Annotated in this window: 9 protein-coding genes; 1 reads left to right on the top strand and 8 read right to left on the bottom strand. The window is 61.6% G+C overall.

Annotated elements, in window-relative coordinates; genetic code table 11:
* Positions 1 to 2 precede the first annotated feature (2 nt).
* From rhaI to M1D74_RS15840, 6 genes are all read right to left on the bottom strand, one after another.
* Entirely contained in the window at positions 3 to 1,169 is a 1,167-nt protein-coding gene (gene rhaI / locus M1D74_RS15865) for an L-rhamnose isomerase (protein ID WP_309070226.1), read from the bottom strand.
* Positions 1,170 to 1,458: 289 nt separating this feature from the next.
* Complete coding sequence (locus M1D74_RS15860) at positions 1,459 to 3,960, bottom strand: beta-glucosidase (RefSeq protein WP_458115947.1); 2,502 nt, start codon at positions 3,958 to 3,960, stop codon at positions 1,459 to 1,461.
* A 114-nt stretch (positions 3,961 to 4,074) separates the two neighbouring features.
* Positions 4,075 to 6,321, bottom strand: coding sequence for a family 78 glycoside hydrolase catalytic domain (locus tag M1D74_RS15855; RefSeq protein WP_458115946.1), 2,247 nt, complete (start codon positions 6,319 to 6,321; stop codon positions 4,075 to 4,077).
* A 164-nt stretch (positions 6,322 to 6,485) separates the two neighbouring features.
* Positions 6,486 to 7,307: a carbohydrate ABC transporter permease gene (locus tag M1D74_RS15850; RefSeq protein ID WP_458115945.1), complete on the bottom strand. Its 822-nt coding sequence runs from the start codon at positions 7,305 to 7,307 to the stop codon at positions 6,486 to 6,488.
* A gap of 1 nt (position 7,308) precedes the next feature.
* Positions 7,309 to 8,238: a carbohydrate ABC transporter permease gene (locus M1D74_RS15845; protein WP_458115944.1), complete on the bottom strand. Its 930-nt coding sequence runs from the start codon at positions 8,236 to 8,238 to the stop codon at positions 7,309 to 7,311.
* A 98-nt stretch (positions 8,239 to 8,336) separates the two neighbouring features.
* On the bottom strand, positions 8,337 to 9,623 hold the full coding sequence (locus tag M1D74_RS15840) for an ABC transporter substrate-binding protein (protein WP_458115943.1): 1,287 nt from the start codon (positions 9,621 to 9,623) through the stop codon (positions 8,337 to 8,339).
* Between the two features lie 298 nt (positions 9,624 to 9,921).
* Between M1D74_RS15840 and M1D74_RS15835 the strand changes: the two genes are divergently transcribed.
* Positions 9,922 to 10,971, top strand: coding sequence for a LacI family DNA-binding transcriptional regulator (locus tag M1D74_RS15835; RefSeq protein ID WP_458115942.1), 1,050 nt, complete (start codon positions 9,922 to 9,924; stop codon positions 10,969 to 10,971).
* Between the two features lie 216 nt (positions 10,972 to 11,187).
* On the opposite strand, the gene M1D74_RS15830 is transcribed toward M1D74_RS15835, so the two are convergent.
* Both M1D74_RS15830 and M1D74_RS15825 read right to left on the bottom strand, forming a co-directional pair.
* On the bottom strand, positions 11,188 to 14,403 hold the full coding sequence (locus tag M1D74_RS15830) for a family 78 glycoside hydrolase catalytic domain (protein WP_458115941.1): 3,216 nt from the start codon (positions 14,401 to 14,403) through the stop codon (positions 11,188 to 11,190).
* A gap of 203 nt (positions 14,404 to 14,606) precedes the next feature.
* Positions 14,607 to 17,825 (bottom strand): family 78 glycoside hydrolase catalytic domain, encoded by a 3,219-nt coding sequence (locus M1D74_RS15825; protein WP_458115940.1) that lies wholly within the window; start codon positions 17,823 to 17,825, stop codon positions 14,607 to 14,609.
* Between the last annotated feature and the right edge of the window lie 120 nt (positions 17,826 to 17,945).

The following is a 17,945-nucleotide window of genomic DNA, read 5'->3' as shown; positions in this document are numbered from 1 at the left end:
CGTTACGCGCCCCATCCTGCCTGCTGCCCGCCCTGGCGGTCTGCATTGATCTTTTCCTGGTAGCCGCTGGCTGCGTAGGCAGCCATCGGGTCCGCGGGGAGGCCGCGGGATTCACGCCACTGCGCGAGCGCCGGACGGACGTCGGTGTAGAAGGCATCCATGAAGAGGGCATGGGCGCCGAGTACGTCGCCGGCCTCCTGCGCCTTGGTCAGCGCGGCGCGGTCGACGAGCAGCGCACGCGCGGCCATCTCCTGGACATTGAGCACCGAGCGGATCTGCCCGGGAATCTTCTCTTCGAGGTTGTGGCACTGGTCCAGCATCAACGCGACGTTGCTGGCGGGATCGAGCGCGCCGCCGCGGACAACTTCGTACATGATGCGGAACAGCTGGAACGGATCTGCCGATCCCACAATGAGGTCGTCGTCGGCGTAGAAGCGGGAATTGAAGTCGAAGGATCCGAGCTTCCCGAGACGGATCAGCTGCGCCACGATGAACTCGATGTTGGTGCCGGGTGCATGGTGGCCGGTGTCCAGGCAGACAAACGCCTTCTCGCCCAGGGCCAGCGTGTGGGCGTAGGAGGTGCCCCAGTCCGGAACGTCGGTGTGGTAGAAAGCCGGCTCGAAGAACTTGTACTCGAGGACCATGCGCTGGTCATCGCCCAGGCGGGCGTAGACCTTCTGCAGGGAGTCATGCAGCCAGTCCTGGCGTGAGCGCATGTCACCCTGCCCGGGGTAGTTGGTACCGTCGGCCAGCCAGATCTTCAGGTCCTGGGAGCCGGTGACATTCATGACGTCAATGCACTCGTACATATGGTCCAGGGCCTTGTTGCGCACGGACGGGTCACTATGGGTCAGGGAACCGAACTTGTAGATGTCGTCCTGGAAGGTGTTGCTGTTGATCGTGCCCAGCTTGATGCCGAGGCCCTGCGCGAAGTCCGACAGCTCCGAGTAGTTCTCGACCTTGTCCCAGGGGATGTGCAGGGCAACAGAGGGAGCCAGGCCGGTCAGTTCGTTAACCTTGGCGGCGTCTGTGATCTTTTCCTGCACAGTGCGCGGGGTGCCCGGTGTCTGGAACACCTTGAAACGGGTTCCGGAATTGCCGTAAGCCCAGGACGGCACCTCGATAGCGAGGTTCTCCAGGGTCGGTGTAATGCCGCTTAAGTCAACCATGTGTGTCTCCATCTGGTGCTGGCGTCCGGGGGTGCTTCGCCATTCTGTTTATGTACTTCTGCTGGGGCAGCGGTGCCACCTGCAGGGATGAACATCGAACTTGAATCGTTTCATTGTAACGTTTCAAAGATACCGGCAGGCCCGATAAGTGTCAATGATCCGCTCGAACGGATGTGATCTCAACGCCAGAAATGAACGTGACTGCCAGGATTGCCCGCGAGGTCGCGGGCTACGCTGTGGGTTATGCCCTGGAAGTGCTGCCCAAGGCATAATCCACAGCGTCGGTGAATCACTTCTGCGGGTCGAGCGGGGAAGCGGCGGATCTTGTCAAGCTGATCGTGGCAGCCTGGGGTAAATCTGTGACGCTCGTACCGATCAGCAGACGATAGTTCCCTTCCTCGTACTGCCAACCGTTGTCCCAGTGGGCAAGGAGACGGGTGGGAACGTCGATATTTACGTTGGCAGTCCCCCCACCGTCAACTTCGATAGCGGTGGATGCAACTAGCCAGCGGATTGGACGATCCACAGCAGAGTCATCCTTTTCGGCGTACACCTGAACTACCTGCTTGCCCCGTCTCGAGCCAGTGTTGGACAAGGTTACCTCCAGCGGCAGCACTTCGCCCGCGGACGCACCCGGGAGTGTTGCGACCGCGTCGATGCTCCATGTGGTGTATCCGAGGCCGTAGCCGAATTCGTAGGCCGGTACGGTGCCGGATTTGAGCCATGCTCGGTACCCGATGTGGATGCCCTCGTCATAGCTGAGTTTCCCTTCGGCGCTGGGAGTCACGTTGATGACCGGGACGTCTTCCTGGGTTGCGGGCCAGGTTGTCGGGAGCCGGCCGCCGGGTTCGGTACGGCCGGTGATGACGTCGGCAATGGCGTTGCCAAATTCTTGTCCGCCGAAGTATCCGATGAGAGTGGCCGCAACCTCATCCCGCCAGGGCAGAAGGACCGGGGCGCCGGAATTCACTACGACGACGGTGCGTGGGTTTGCGGCCGCAACCGCGGATACCAATCGGTCCTGTAGTCCGGGTAACGCCAGTGTGGTGCGGTCGTAGCCTTCTGACTCGACGCGGGAGTTCGTTCCCACCACAACCACGGCGACGTCGGCACCCTTGGCGGCAGCGACTGCTTCGGTGATCAGTACTTCGGGGTCGGTATCGGCCGGTTCGGTTCCCAAGAAGATGCTTAGGGCGCTGGCAAGGGGACCTACCCGGTCATCGGTTTCGAGTTCCACGCGGATGGTCATGGGTTCGTTGGCTGTTGCGGTCACGGGGACCGAGGACGATGGGGGCGCCAGGAAGGCTTCAGCGAAGTCATTGCCGTGCGGCGCGATGGCGACGTCATGGACCATGGTCTCGTCCACGAAAATCCGGCAACGCCCTACCGTAGCGATACCTAGCCGGACGACGCCGGACTCTTGGGGGGTGAATACCGTGTGGAGTTGGAGGGTGGACGATTCAGCGATGGGTGCGTCACCGCCAAACCAGACAAGGGACGTGGAATAGCGGTCTTCGCCGTGCAGCTCGTTCTTGTTGGCGTCCAGGAAGGACACCCGGATGCCCTCCGTGCCTGTGGTCGGGTTTCGCAGCTGCTGGAGGGGCAATTCAGCCACTCCTTCCTGCACCACGGCTCCCAGGCTGTAGCCGACTTCCGCACCACTGAAGGCGTTCCGGAGACCCTCGAGCGGGGAGATGACCTTTTCCGGGACCACGGTGGCCGATCCGCCACCCTGGGTGCGAGCATGCAGGGCGTTGTGTCCAATGACTGCCACCGTGGTTACCGTGGCGGGATCGAGCGGCAGCAGGCCGTCGTTCTTGACCAACACGGTGCCGGCCGCTGAAACTTCCCGTGTAAACGCCACGAGGTCTTCCCGGTCCACCGGCTCGGCGCTGACCGGTTCGAAACCTTCGAGCGCTCCTACCCGGGCAGCGAGCTGCAGGATCCGCAACACCTTACGGTCGATGCTTGCCTCCTCGACCTCGCCTGCCTTCACCGCATCAACCAGAGCCGCACCCCAGGCGCCATAGGGTCCTGGCATAGCCAGGTCCTGCTGATACCGAGCGCTGTTAATGCTCCGCACGGCCGTCCAGTCACTGATGACCACGCCGTCGAAACCCCACTCGCTGTTCAACGGGGTTTCCAGCAGGTCATTTTCACTCGCCGTGGCACCGTTGATCGAGTTGTAGGCGCTCATCACCAGCCACGCCCGCGACTGGACGATCGCCTTCTCGAAGGCCAGAAGGTACAGCTCCCTCAACGGCCGGTCCGCTACCTGCACGTCCACCGTAAATCGATCTGTCTCGGAATCGTTGGCGACGTAGTGTTTGGGAGTTGCGCCCACTCCGTTGCGCTGCACTCCAGCGACGTACGCGGCTGCAAGTTCGCCGGTAAGGACAGGATCTTCGCTGAAGGCCTCGAAGTGCCGTCCGCCCAGGGGCGAACGGTGGAGGTTGATCGTCGGACCTAGGACGACGTCGATGCCTTTACGTCTCGCCTCGACGGCGGACCCGGCTCCGAGACGGTCAGCTATTGCCGGATCCCACGTGGAGCTGATCACTGTGGCGGAGGGGAAGTTCATGGACGGCTGCCGTTCATCCCAGACCTCGCCGCGCACACCCGATGGGCCGTCGGAGAAGACGATGGAGCGAAGCCCAATCTTCTCCAAAGGCCATGTGGACCACAGATCACGTCCGGTCAGGAGCTGGACCTTCTCCTCAAGATCGAGGCGGCTCAGTAGTCCTGTGAGGTGTTCGGTGGTTGCTTGATCAAGAGGTGCCACGGTGTCCATTGGCGTCCTTCTTCCTTCAGTGTTCAGTGCGGGGACCAGAGCGGGTGGGCCCCAGGGGACGAGTTCGGGTGCGACGAAAGCGGATCGACTTTGTCAGACGGGCCGTCAAGGCTCCTAGACCGCGGCGATCATGCTGACCGTGAAGCTGTGCCGGCCCGGGCCGACGGTCTGCTTTGTGCTGTCGGGCAGGACAACGTCAGCTGTGACGCCGTCGGGTACGAGCGCGTCGATCGTCAGGTGATCTCCGTTCAATGCCCAGCCGCATTCGGCGCGACCATAGGGGGTATCCAAGCTTGCCTTGGCGTAGTCGAGGCCTGGGCCGGGGGTAGGCTGTAGCAGCAACCGGGAGTAGCCAGGCTCAGCCGGGCGCAGACCAGCCACTGTTGTGTAAAGCCAGTCCACGACGGCTCCGAGGGCATAGTGGTTGAAGCTGGTCATATCACCGGGGTTGATGGTCCCGTCCTCGAGCATGGAGTCGTAGCGTTCCCAAATCGTGGTTGCACCCATCGTGACGGGATAGAGCCATGACGGGTTGCCAGTCTCCAGGAGCAGCGCGTACGCCTCTTCCACATGGCCGGTCATTGTCAGTGCACGGTTGATGAAAGGAGTGCCGGCGAAGCCTGTCGAGATGCGGTAATTGGAGGCCCGGACGAGTTCGGCGAGCCTGTCACCGGCTGCTTCCACCAGACGCTCGTCCAGCAGGCCGAAGCAGACCGCCAACGTGTAGACGGTGGTGCAATCGGAGGTGATCCTCCCATCAGCGGTGACGTAGGCCTGGTTGAAGGCTGCGCGGGTTTGCTGTGCCAGTTCCCGCCAGCGTTCGGCGTCGCCGTCCTTGCCGAGCAGCCCGGCTGTTTCGGCCGCGAAGATGGCGGAGCGGTACAGGCATGCCGTCGCGACGACGCCTGGATGGGCCTTTGCTTTCCATGGTTCGTCCGGGGCTGCGTCGGGGTCGAGCCAGTCACCGAACTGGAAGCCTTGGTCCCACACGCCATTGTCGGAAAGTCGGGGGAGCACTGACTCGAGGTGGAGCACCATTCCGGGGTAGTGCTCGGCGAGCCGGTCAAGGTTGCCGTAAGAGTGCCAGAGCGCTTCGGGCACCCAGACGGCCGCATCGCCCCAGATGGTCTTGGGCCCGGAGATGAGCTCTTCGAGCTCTGCGTGTTCGGGGGGGTAGTTGGCGTACTTCAGCACGTCAGGGACAACGTGGGGAACCCCGTGCTTGCTGTGACGGGTCTCTTCGGCCAGATCCAACAGCCACTTATGCAGCAGATCGGCGGTCTCGAACTGGTATGTTGCCGTTGCTGCGTAGGCCGCGATGTCACCGGTCCAACCCAAACGCTCGTCGCGCTGTGGGCAGTCAGTGGGCACATCGAGGAAGTTGCCCTTCTGGCTCCAGATTGAGTTGCTGACAAGCTGGTTCACCAGGTCATTAGAGCACTCGAACCAGCCGGTACGGCGCATTTCCGAGTGCACGACCACGGCCTCGATTCCGTCCATGCTCAAGCCCTCGGGCCACCCGTTGATCTCGGCGTACCGGAATCCGTGGAAGGTAAGGGTGGGCTCGAACAGATCCTCTCCACCTGAGAGGATGAACGTATCGGTGGCCTTTGCTCCACGCAGCGGTCGGGTCCCGAGCTCGTCATGTTCGAGGACTTCGGCGTGCCGGATAGTGATCTCGGCCCCCGCCGGTCCCTGAACCTTCACACGCAGCCACCCCACGAGGTTCTGCCCGAAGTCCATCAGCGTTTTACCGCTTGGTGAGGTCCAAATGCGCTGCGCTTTGAGGGTTTCCTGCCGTACTACCGGCGGACCGACCTGCGCGATGAGAGTTGAACGGTCGAAGTCGATGTGCCGCAGGGGCAGCACAGTGCTTTTGCCGCGCCGGCGGGCATCGATTGTCTGTCCGTTGTAGAGGCTAGCCACCGGGCTGTCGCTGGTCCGGGCGTTCCAGGACTGGTCGGTGACTATGCGTTCGGAGCTGCCATCGGCATAGCGCAACTCGAGTTCACCGACGAAACCGATCTCCTCTCCGTAATTGGCGTTGGCGTTCTCGAAGCCTAGATCACCGCGGTACCACCCGTTCGCCAGGAGCACCTCCAACTCCGCACCGTCATGGATAAGGTCGGTGACGTCAAATTCCTGTACCTGGAGGCGCCACTCGTAGGACGTCCAGCCCGGCGAGAGGAGGGCGTCCGAGACGGGATGGCCTCCTATGCGGGCTTCATAAACTCCGTGAGCGGTGGCCCGGAGCGTGGCCGAGACCAACTCAACTCTCTGGCGGAGCTGGACAGTCCGGGCAAGGACGACGGCGGCTTCTCGGTGATCGTCCGCGGTGATCATTGTTGCGGCTTCGAGCATGGTGTTTCCTTTGATAACTCTGGCAGTTGAAGTCAGGCCTGAGGCGTGGGGGAGTATGGACAGGGCTCTGTGCCTGGAGCGCGGCCTGCGCATGGTGGACCAGGCGGGCTGTGTGCACTTTGTGAGTGTGATCGGCAGGCGGAAGCCCTTGATCACCGATCGGGTCAGCCTTTCAGCCCACCGGCGAAGCCTTGCACGATGTACTTCTGCATCAGGAAGTACGCGATCAGAATCGGCAGGATGCTGATGATGATGCCGGCGAAGATCAGGTTCCACTGCGCCCCGTACTGGCCCACGAAGCTGTAGACGGCCACCGGGATGGTCTGCTGGTTCGAACCCGAGAGATAGAGGAGCGGGGTGAGGAAGTCATTCCAGGTAGCGACAGCGGTGAGGATGATGACAGTACCGGTGATCGGTCTGACCAGCGGGAAGACGACGGACCAGAACGTGCGGAAAGGGCTGGCGCCGTCAAGGGCTGCCGCTTCCTCGTAATCCGATGGTAGTGCTCGCATGAATCCTGCGTAGAGGAAGATCGCGAACGGCATGGCCGCGCCTACGGTGACCAAGATGACGCCCGTGAGGGTTCCGAGGAGCCCTAGGTCGCGGACGGTTTGGTACAGGGGCAGCAGACCGAGCTGAACTGGCAGCAGCAGGCCGGCAAGGAATGCGAAGTATGTAAATTTTGACCAGAGAGCGCCGACGCGGGATAGCGGGTAGGCGGCAGCAGCGGAGAGGACCACGATGAATGCAATCGAAGTGATCGTGACGATCGCACTGTTCATCAGCGCACCGCCAAGACCGCCCTGCTGCCAGGCTTGAGAGAAGTTCTGAAGCGTCGGCTGCGAGGGCAAAGCGAACGTGCCGCTTGCATCGTTGGGCGCTTTCAGTGAGAGAACGACGAGGGTGTAGACCGGGAACAGGAACACCAGCCCCACGACGACCATGACAAGTTCGAGAATGGCTGTACGCCACGAGTATCTGAACATCTCAGCTTTCCTTCCGATTCAGAAGCCGGTACTGGATGGCCGAAACGAGGGCAACGAATATCGTCAGCACGACCGCGAGGGCGGCGCCATAGCCGAATCGGCCCAACTGGAACGCGTTCGAATAAATCAGTGTTGAGATGGTGTTCGTCGCGCCGCCAGGACCGCCCTGGGTCATAACGAAGACCTGGTCGAACATCTTCAGGCCGCCGATGATCGACAGCATCACATTGATCGTGATTGCTGGAGCCAGCATGGGGCGGATAACCGACCAGAACCGCCGGATGGGTCCAGCTCCATCGATCGCTGCGGCTTCAAGGAGCTCATCAGGTACTCCCTGAAGGCCCGCGAGGAAAATCACCATGGAATACCCGACGAACTGCCAGATCGCCACGCAGATAATGGCCCAAAGAGCGACATCTGGATTACCCAGCCAGTTCTGGCCCAGGGCACCAAGACCAACGGACTCCAGCGCCTCGTTGATACCTCCGGCAGGGTTGAAAAGGTTCTTCCACAAAAAGCCGACGGCGATGGAGGTGATCACGACGGGGGCGAAAATGGTCACTCGCAGTACGTTGCGAGATTTGATACGCGAGTTCACACCGAGTGCGATGAGGAGTCCGAGCACGTTCTGTATGACGGTGACAGCGACCGCGATGAGCAGTGTGTTCTTGATCGCTGTCACCGCGTTGGGGTCGGAGAGCATCCGGGTGAACTGCTCGAACCCTATCCAGTTGACGGTCGAGGAGATTCCATCCCAATCGGTGAAGGCGTATGCGCTGCCTCTCACGCTCGGTACCACTACCGCGAAGGCATAGAGTGCGGCTGCGGGAAGGATGAACCACCACAGCGAGCTGCCATTACCTCGGCGTCGGCCGCGGGATCGCTGCTGGGCGGATTTCTCGGTGCGGGGTATGGCTGGGGCTACTGCCATGAGGACTCATCCCTCTGTCTCTGCGTCACATTTGGTGGTGGGCAGTGCGATGCCTTAAGTGGGAGGCATCGCACTGCCCGGGTTTAGGTTCTGGCGTGTTACTGGGTGTACGCGGTGTCCATGGCGGCCAGCGCGTCCTCAACGGAAGTCTGGTCTCCCAGCAGCTTCTGCAGTTCGTCGAAGTACACCTGGTTCACAGCGGAGTTCGGCCAGGTCTGGTCAGGGAAAGCGGCAGTCTTGTCGCTCTGTGCCTGTTCTGCGACGCCAGTAAGGGAGGGATCCGGTTCATATCCTTCAACGGGCTGGCTCGGGAAGATTCCCCCTGTTTCCAGGGCGATATTCATTCCCTCCTCGGACATGATGAAGTCCATGAACTTCATCGCCAATTCGACGTTGTCCGACTTAGCGTTGACGCCGTAGCCGGCGCCGAGGCCAACAGGAAGCACTGTTTCCGACGGGTCGTCGGTAGCAGGGAACGGGGCAGTGGAGAACGTCGTGCCGTCGGGAGCTGCCTCCTTAAGGGTGGCGAGGACGTTGCTGACGTTGACAGTGCCGATTGCATCACCGTTGACGATCTGTTCCTGGGCAACCTCGGAGCTGGTGCCCAGGGCATCTGCGGTGAAGCATCCTGCGTCATTCATCTGCTTGTACTGTTCCAATGCGGTCGCCCATTCAGAGTCACTGAATGACGTTTCCCCAGCGGCCTGCTCATTGGCGAAGTCCGGATTAGCCCCATAGACGAGCGTGGCAGTAAGCGCATACGGGATGAAGTGGAAGTTTCCACCGGCCGCCCCCGCCAGCGCATAGGCAACCTTGCCCTCGTCCTGAGCTGAGCTGCAGAGCTCAAGGACCTCCGAGAACGTGGTCGGGGCGGTCGCCCCAAGCGCCTCGAGTGCCTGATCGTTGTAGATGGCCGGGATGATGGTGAAGTTGTTGGCGCCGAAGTAAACCTTCCCGTCCAGGCCCATCACTGATTTGTTCGCCTCATTGAAATTCCCGGTCCAGCTTTGCGACGTGAGGTCTTGGAGGTAGCCGGCTTCAGCCAATGTGTGCACAGCGATCGGGTTACCGGCGCCGGGGAAGACCGTGACGATATCCGAAGCCGTTCCCGAAACCAGTTCCGTGTTGATCTGAGAGAGGATCTGCGGGTAGGGCAGTCCAGTAAACTCGATAGTGGTTCCGGCGTTATTAGCCTCGAACTCCTCAATGAGGGCCGCAGCGACCGGGTCACCGCTGAAGCCGGACCAGGTCAGGGTGTTATCCCCGCTTCCGCCCTCACCCTCCGAAGCAGACTGGGGGCCAGAGGCGCATCCGGCAAGGCTCAAGGCGACAACTCCAGCGGCGGCCACGGCCATGGACGTACGGCGATACAAGGCTCGGCGCATTTGACGAGTCCTTTCTCGTTAAGGCGCGATCAACACGCCGTTGTGGGGGTGGCGCAAATGCGCCGTTGTTAGGGAGGTTCGGCGCAGTAACGCCGAGGTGTAGGTACGACATCGGCATCACGCCGACCCGTTGGATGGATGGATAAGTGAGATCCATCACCACTAAAGTAGCCTCCCGCCACCGTTTCGTCAATCGATTCACAAAAAAAGTTGAAACGATATAAGAGATGAAGCGGATGTACCCGGGAACCCATACAGTAGAAAGAGGCTGTAGGCATAGCAAGAGAGAAGGATCCTCGTGTCATCCGAAGCAAAAGTTCCTGCTACCTCGAGGCGCCGGCCGTCGCTCGCGGATGTAGCAGCCCATGCTGGCGTGTCTCAGGGCGCCGTATCAAAGGTGATCCGTAACGCCTACGGCGTGAGCGCGAGCATGCAGGAGCGAGTCCAGCGGTCCATTGACGACCTGGGGTATCGGCCTCGAACCGGTGCCCGAGGTCTCCGAGGACAGACCTTCACGATCGCTATCGGCTTGACGATTCCGCAGCTGAGCAATGAGTTCTTTTCTCAGGTCGCCTCAGGTGCTGCTCGGAAGTTGGCTGGTAGCGGATATCAACTGATTATTGGCACATCGCTAGACCACAGGGACGATCAAGGAGTTCTTGACGCGCTGATTGACCGACAGGTTGATGGGATCATCGCCATATCGCTTGATATCAGCGCGAAGTGGCTGGAACGATTCGCCCGATATGCTCCCACGGTTCTCATTGGACGCCATGATCAGTCCCAGAACTACGACACCGTCACTGATGATGATCTGGCCGGAGGTTATCTGGCCATGGATCACCTGCTAGGCCTTGGTCATGAGAGGATCGCTTTCCTGACCGTTTGGGGTATCGCTGACCGGCCCGAATCGAGGCCACCGCATGCATTGAGGCAGGAGGCCTACGAGCAGCGAATGGCATCGCGGGCCCTGCAGCCGCAATTCGCCTATGCAATCAGCGAGCAGGAGGCCTATGAAGCGACCCGTAACCTCCTCGACAGTGCTACGCCTCCTACCGCCATCTTCGCAGGAAACGACGCATTGGCGATCGGTACGCTGCGCGCCATCACAGAGCGGGGCCTGACACCGCAAGACGTGTCCGTTGTCGGTTATGACAACATCGGTCTTGCAGGCCACCCCCTCGTTTCCCTGACCACAATCGATCAGTACGGCGAGCAGATAGGCGAAGCTGCAGTAGAACTGCTGTTGGAACGCATAGAACAGACGCGGACTGAACCTCGACACGTCCAACTGGATCCGCAACTCGTTGTCAGGAAGTCGACCTCAACGCCGGCGCCCGTCGGTTAGGAACTCCAACGCCGGCCCAGCTCATCACCCGGCACTTCACGCCGGTGTAGCGGGACGGGCCCCATCCCGCACAGTTGATCATCCACGTAGCTTTTGGCGTCCTGTAAGGAAGAACAGCCGTGGGTTCGGCATCTTTGCAGTAGTCGGCTTTACCGCGCGGCTATAGAAGTTGCGGGCTGGCCGCGGGTGTGGGGCCCGCGGCCAGCTGGGGTGGGGTTATTTCAGGGTGCTGGTGAGTGTGTAGCTGCCGCTTTCGAGTTGGTAGGTGGCGATGCCGTCGGTGAAGCCGAGGAAGGTGACGCCTGGTCGGGTGGCGAGGGGGACCCCGGCTTCTCGGACGGTGTCGGGTGCGGCGGTGGGGATGCGCAGGGTGGCCCGGCTGTTGGCGGGGATGACGGTCCGGTAGCTGAGCGTGTCTGCGGTGACTTTCCAGCCTGCTTCGATTTTTCCGTAGGGGGAGCGGTGGGACCCCGAGGCTTGGGTGATCTTGCCGGTGGGGTCGATCTGGGGTTGCAGCAGGATGTTCTTGAAGCCGGGTTTGGTGGGGTCGGTGGCGATTCCCACCATGGATTTATACATCCATTCACCGATGGCCCCGTAGGCGTAGTGGTTGAAGGAGTTCATTGCCACCGGCCCGAAACCGTCGTCCGTTGAGTACGAATTCCACCGTTCCCAGATGGTGGTGGCGCCGTTCTTCACCGAATACATCCAGGAGGGCATGGCGTCCTGGTGGAGGAGTTTGTAGGCCAGGTCGGGGCGGCCTTGGTCGGTGAGTACCGGTGCGAGCACGTTGACGCCGAGGAAACCGACGGACAGGGTGTCTTCGGCGTATTTGGTGCGCTCACTTGTGGGGTGTGCTTCCTTGAAGGCGGCGCTGTTGCCGATGTTGTCGGCCAGGAGGTTAACGATCTGGCGGCGTTGGGTTTCCGTTTCGTAGAGGCCAAGCTTGAGCACCCACAGCAACCCGGTCTGGGTGTTGTTCTCCGGGGTCTTCGGCGACCCACCGAGCAGAGGCTCAGGGACCGGCGGCGTGCCGAGTCCTGAGCGGACGGTGACTTTGCCGGTGAGTGGGTCGGTGCTGACGTATTTGAGTATGAAGGTGCGCTTGATGTTGTCAAAGAGTTGCTGGTATTTGCGCGCCTCGGCGTTCCGTCCTGTTGCATGGGCCATTTCGGTCAGGAGCTTGGTGGAGTAGGCGTAGTAGACGTCGCTCATGAATTCGGTGGCAGTAGTTTGCGGAGCGAGCCAGTCGCCCCAGAACGCGCCCTGGCCGGCGTAGGTGGCGCCGGTGCGGCTGGTGATCCAGTCGACGTACTTGGTCATCGACGTCCAGCTCCGGTCGATCACGGTGGTGTCACCTGACATCTGCCAGAGCGTCCACGGCACCACCACACCGGCATCGGCCCAACCGCTAACATTCGCGGGCAACGAGAAGGCCCCGCCGGGTGCGGTCATGGGGTACTGTGCGCCGTCCACTCCGTAGGTTTGCTGGGATTCGATCAGGGTGTCCTGGAAGTGGGACAGGAAGTTGACGGCGTCGACGTTGTATAGGCCGGTGTGGGCGAATACTTGGGTGTCTCCGGTCCATCCCTGGCGTTCATCACGCTGGGGGCAGTCGGTGGGGACCCAGAGGTAGTTTCCACGCTGGCCCCAGCGGATGTTGCTGTAAAGCTGGTTGACCAGGGCGTTATCGGTGGTGATTTCGCCGGTTTCATTGATCGCTGATGTGGCGACCTTGCCGGTGAGGTTGTGGATCGTGACCGGGCCGGTACCGTCGGTGATGCGTACGGCGATGTAGCGGAAGCCGTAGAAACTCAGCGAGTCCTGGTGGGTTTCTTCGCCGCCGGCGCCGTGCAGGGTGTAGGTGCTGGTGGCTTTGGCGGATCGGAGGTTGGCGCGGTAGACCGAGCCGGCTGGTCCGTCGGCGCCGGCGCTTTGGTCGTTGAGCATCTCGCCGGGCAGCAGGCTTATCTGGGTGCCTTCCGGGCCGCTGACAGTGTATTGGGGTACGCCGACCATGTTCTGACCGAAGTCGTATATTGCAGTGTCTCCTGGGTGCAAGGTGACTTCGGCGGTGGCAGCCCCTGCGGGGTCGGTGACGGTGCGGGCCGGGTCTGTGACGATTTGGCCCTTGCCGTTGGTGCTGGTGTCCTCACCCGCGACTCCCGTATATACGGTTACGGACTGCGGGTCGCGGTCCCACTTCGACATCAGCCGCGCGGTTTCCCCCGGGTAGGCCACCAACTTTGAGGCCGGGAACTGGGAGGCGAAGCCGTGTTCGGACACCTCGGACCAGCCAGCGGTGTCGTAGTTGTTGGCAGCCCACCCCGGGAGGTCCTGGCGGGCGTCGTAGGTTTGGCCGTCGTAGACGTCGTCGGCGCGGTATGGGCCGGAATCAGTGGCCTTCCATCCCGCATCCGGTTTGGTGACGACGGTCTGCTGGGATCCGTCAGAGTATGAGATGACCAGTTTGGCCTTCAACGCCAGCGGGTTGCCGTCCTTGGAGTAGTACTTGCTCTGGTCAGAAACCCGGGAGTTATACCAGCCGTTGCCCAGCACCGCACCCAGCGTCGCCTGTGGTCCGCTGCCTAGCTCCTTAGTCACGTCATAACTCATGTAGTTAGTGGTGGTGTCGTAATTGGTCCACCCCGGCGCCAATAGCTCCAGCGTTTTAGCGCCGTCCTGCATCACGCCTATCCGCTGGCCATTGAGGTACGCGTCATAAGCGCCCAGAGCAGAGATATAAAGCCGGGCCTGCTGGACCGTTTTGCCCGTGAGCGTGAACTGATGCCGCAGCATTGGTGCACCGGGAGAGTTCGGGGCCTTACCCGCCATGCTGATCCAGCGGGCACCGGACCAGTTCGTAACACCATCGCTGCTCAGCAGGGAGGTCTCGAAACTGGCAGCGGGCGCCTGAGGCAGCAACTTGCCGTCTTTATCCCACACCCGGACAGTCCAGAAATAGCGCGTTGATGGTTCCAGGTTCGTTCCTGCGTAACGAACGGCGACTGAACTCGCGGACGCCACCTGGCCGCTGTTCCACATATTTGCCGCCGAGGGGGTCAACTTCTTGGGATCCGTGGCAACCAGCACCTGATACGCCGACTGCCGCTGCCCGCGCGTGGAAGAGGAAATCTGCCAGCCAAACCGGGGCCGGGCCTGATCTATACCCAACGGTTCCGTTCGGTGCTCCACGGTGAGCCCGCTTACGGATGCCTGGGCCGGCGCTCCAACAGCTGTCGGCGCGACGCCCACCGCCGGGAAGAAAACGACCAACATGCCCAACACAAGCGCCATGACCACGGCACGCACACCCTGGCCGCGCCGGTAGCGTCGCTTACGCGCTACCGACCCCCTCAAGCTCAGAACACGCCATACCGACTGCCTGAACAGCACCCCTCCCGGGGCCGAATACGGAACAAAAAATTTCACAGACCTACTCCTTTGGGGGACAGGACGAAGAGGACAAAGGGATGTTGTTGTGGGAAGAATCTTTGAACGGTGAGATGGCATAGCCGAAGAGACCGCGCTTCCCTCGATGGGGGATAAAGTTACGGTCAGGCGTGGGAGGCCGGTGCTGCTTGGTCACTCAGGCTGGCCGCGGGTGTGGGGGCCCGCGGCCAGCTGGGGTGGGGTTATTTCAGGGTGCTGGTGAGTGTGTAGCTGCCGCTTTCGAGTTGGTAGGTGGCGATGCCGTCGGTGAAGCCGAGGAAGGTGACGCCTGGTCGGGTGGCGAGGGGGACCCCGGCTTCTCGGACGGTGTCGGGTGCGGCGGTGGGGATGCGCAGGGTGGCCCGGCTGTTGGCGGGGATGACGGTCCGGTAGCTGAGCGTGTCTGCGGTGACTTTCCAGCCTGCTTCGATTTTTCCGTAGGGGGAGCGGTGGGACCCCGAGGCTTGGGTGATCTTGCCGGTGGGGTCGATCTGGGGTTGCAGCAGGATGTTCTTGAAGCCGGGTTTGGTGGGGTCGGTGGCGATTCCCACCATGGATTTATACATCCATTCACCGATGGCCCCGTAGGCGTAGTGGTTGAAGGAGTTCATTGCCACCGGCCCGAAACCGTCGTCCGTTGAGTACGAATTCCACCGTTCCCAGATGGTGGTGGCGCCGTTCTTCACCGAATACATCCAGGAGGGCATGGCGTCCTGGTGGAGGAGTTTGTAGGCCAGGTCGGGGCGGCCTTGGTCGGTGAGTACCGGTGCGAGCACGTTGACGCCGAGGAAACCGACGGACAGGGTGTCTTCGGCGTATTTGGTGCGCTCACTTGTGGGGTGTGCTTCCTTGAAGGCGGCGCTGTTGCCGATGTTGTCGGCCAGGAGGTTAACGATCTGGCGGCGTTGGGTTTCCGTTTCGTAGAGGCCAAGCTTGAGCACCCACAGCAACCCGGTCTGGGTGTTGTCCTCCGGGAGCTTTGCCGACTCCGCCACAATCGAGTCAAGAACTGCTGTGCCGAGTCCTGAGCGGACGGTGACTTTGCCGGTGAGTGGGTCGGTGCTGACGTATTTGAGTATGAAGGTGCGCTTGATGTTGTCAAAGAGTTGCTGGTATTTGCGCGCCTCGGCGTTCCGTCCTGTTGCATGGGCCATTTCGGTCAGGAGCTTGGTGGAGTAGGCGTAGTAGACGTCGCTCATGAATTCGGTGGCAGTAGTTTGCGGAGCGAGCCAGTCGCCCCAGAACGCGCCCTGGCCGGCGTAGGTGGCGCCGGTGCGGCTGGTGATCCAGTCGACGTACTTGGTCATCGACGTCCAGCTCCGGTCGATCACGGTGGTGTCACCTGACATCTGCCAGAGCGTCCACGGCACCACCACACCGGCATCGGCCCAACCGCTAACGCCGGAGCCTGGTGGTGGAGGGTACGCACCACCAGGTGCGGTGGCGGTGAATTGTGCGCCGTCCACTCCGTAGGTTTGCTGGGATTCGATCAGGGTGTCCTGGAAGTGGGACAGGAAGTTGACGGCGTCGACGTTGTATAGGCCGGTGTGGGCGAATACTTGGGTGTCTCCGGTCCATCCCTGGCGTTCATCACGCTGGGGGCAGTCGGTGGGGACCCAGAGGTAGTTTCCACGCTGGCCCCAGCGGATGTTGCTGTAAAGCTGGTTGACCAGGGCGTTATCGGTGGTGATTTCGCCGGTTTCATTGATCGCTGATGTGGCGACCTTGCCGGTGAGGTTGTGGATCGTGACCGGGCCGGTACCGTCGGTGATGCGTACGGCGATGTAGCGGAAGCCGTAGAAACTCAGCGAGTCCTGGTGGGTTTCTTCGCCGCCGGCGCCGTGCAGGGTGTAGGTGCTGGTGGCTTTGGCGGATCGGAGGTTGGCGCGGTAGACCGAGCCGGCTGGTCCGTCGGCGCCGGCGCTTTGGTCGTTGAGCATCTCGCCGGGCAGCAGGCTTATCTGGGTGCCTTCCGGGCCGCTGACAGTGTATTGGGGTACGCCGACCATGTTCTGACCGAAGTCGTATATTGCAGTGTCTCCTGGGTGCAAGGTGACTTCGGCGGTGGCAGCCCCTGCGGGGTCGGTGACGGTGCGGGCCGGGTCTGTGACGATTTGGCCCTTGCCGTTGGTGCTGGTGTCCTCACCCGCGACTCCCGTATATACGGTTACGGACTGCGGGTCGCGGTCCCACTTCGACATCAGCCGCGCGGTTTCCCCCGGGTAGGCCACCAACTTTGAGGCCGGGAACTGGGAGGCGAAGCCGTGTTCGGACACCTCGGACCAGCCAGCGGTGTCGTAGTTGTTGGCAGCCCACCCCGGGAGGTCCTGGCGGGCGTCGTAGGTTTGGCCGTCGTAGACGTCGTCGGCGCGGTATGGGCCGGAATCAGTGGCCTTCCATCCCGCATCCGGTTTGGTGACGACGGTCTGCTGGGATCCGTCAGAGTATGAGATGACCAGTTTGGCCTTCAACGCCAGCGGGTTGCCGTCCTTGGAGTAGTACTTGCTCTGGTCAGAAACCCGGGAGTTATACCAGCCGTTGCCCAGCACCGCACCCAGCGTCGCCTGTGGTCCGCTGCCTAGCTCCTTAGTCACGTCATAACTCATGTAGTTAGTGGTGGTGTCGTAATTGGTCCACCCCGGCGCCAATAGCTCCAGCGTTTTAGCGCCGTCCTGCATCACGCCTATCCGCTGGCCATTGAGGTACGCGTCATAAGTGCCCAGAGCAGAGATATAAAGCCGGGCCTGCTGGACCGTTTTGCCCGTGAGCGTGAACTGATGCCGCAGCATTGGTGCACCGGGAGAGTTCGGGGCCTTACCCGCCATGCTGATCCAGCGGGCACCGGACCAGTTCGTAACACCATCGCTGCTCAGCAGGGAGGTCTCGAAACTGGCAGCGGGCGCCTGAGGCAGCAACTTGCCGTCTTTATCCCACACCCGGACAGTCCAGAAATAGCGCGTTGATGGTTCCAGGTTCGTTCCTGCGTAACGAACGGCGACTGAACTCGCGGACGCCACCTGGCCGCTGTTCCACATATTTGCCGCCGAGGGGGTCAACTTCTTGGGATCCGTGGCAACCAGCACCTGATACGCCGACTGCCGCTGCCCGCGCGTGGAAGAGGAAATCTGCCAGCCAAACCGGGGCCGGGCCTGATCTATACCCAACGGTTCCGTTCGGTGCTCCACGGTGAGCCCGCTTACGGATGCCTGGGCCGGCGCTCCAACAGCTGTCGGCGCGACGCCCACCGCCGGGAAGAAAACGACCAACATGCCCAACACAAGCGCCATGACCACGGCACGCACACCCTGGCCGCGCCGGTAGCGTCGCTTACGCGCTACCGACCCCCTCAAGCTCAGAACACGCCATACCGACTGCCTGAACAGCACCCCTCCCGGGGCCGAATACGGAACAAAAAATTTCACAGACCTACTCCTTTGGGGGACAGGACGAAGAGGACAAAGGGAAGCGTGCTTGCGGTGGTGAGCAGCAAGAGCAGTAGCCAAACGGCTCGTCAGGCTTGTGCAGAGTCACCGCCATAGGCC

This window comes from Arthrobacter sp. D2-10, from assembly GCF_054161285.1.
Note: the sequence above shows the minus strand (reverse complement) of the source record. Positions and strands in the feature narration are given on the sequence as shown.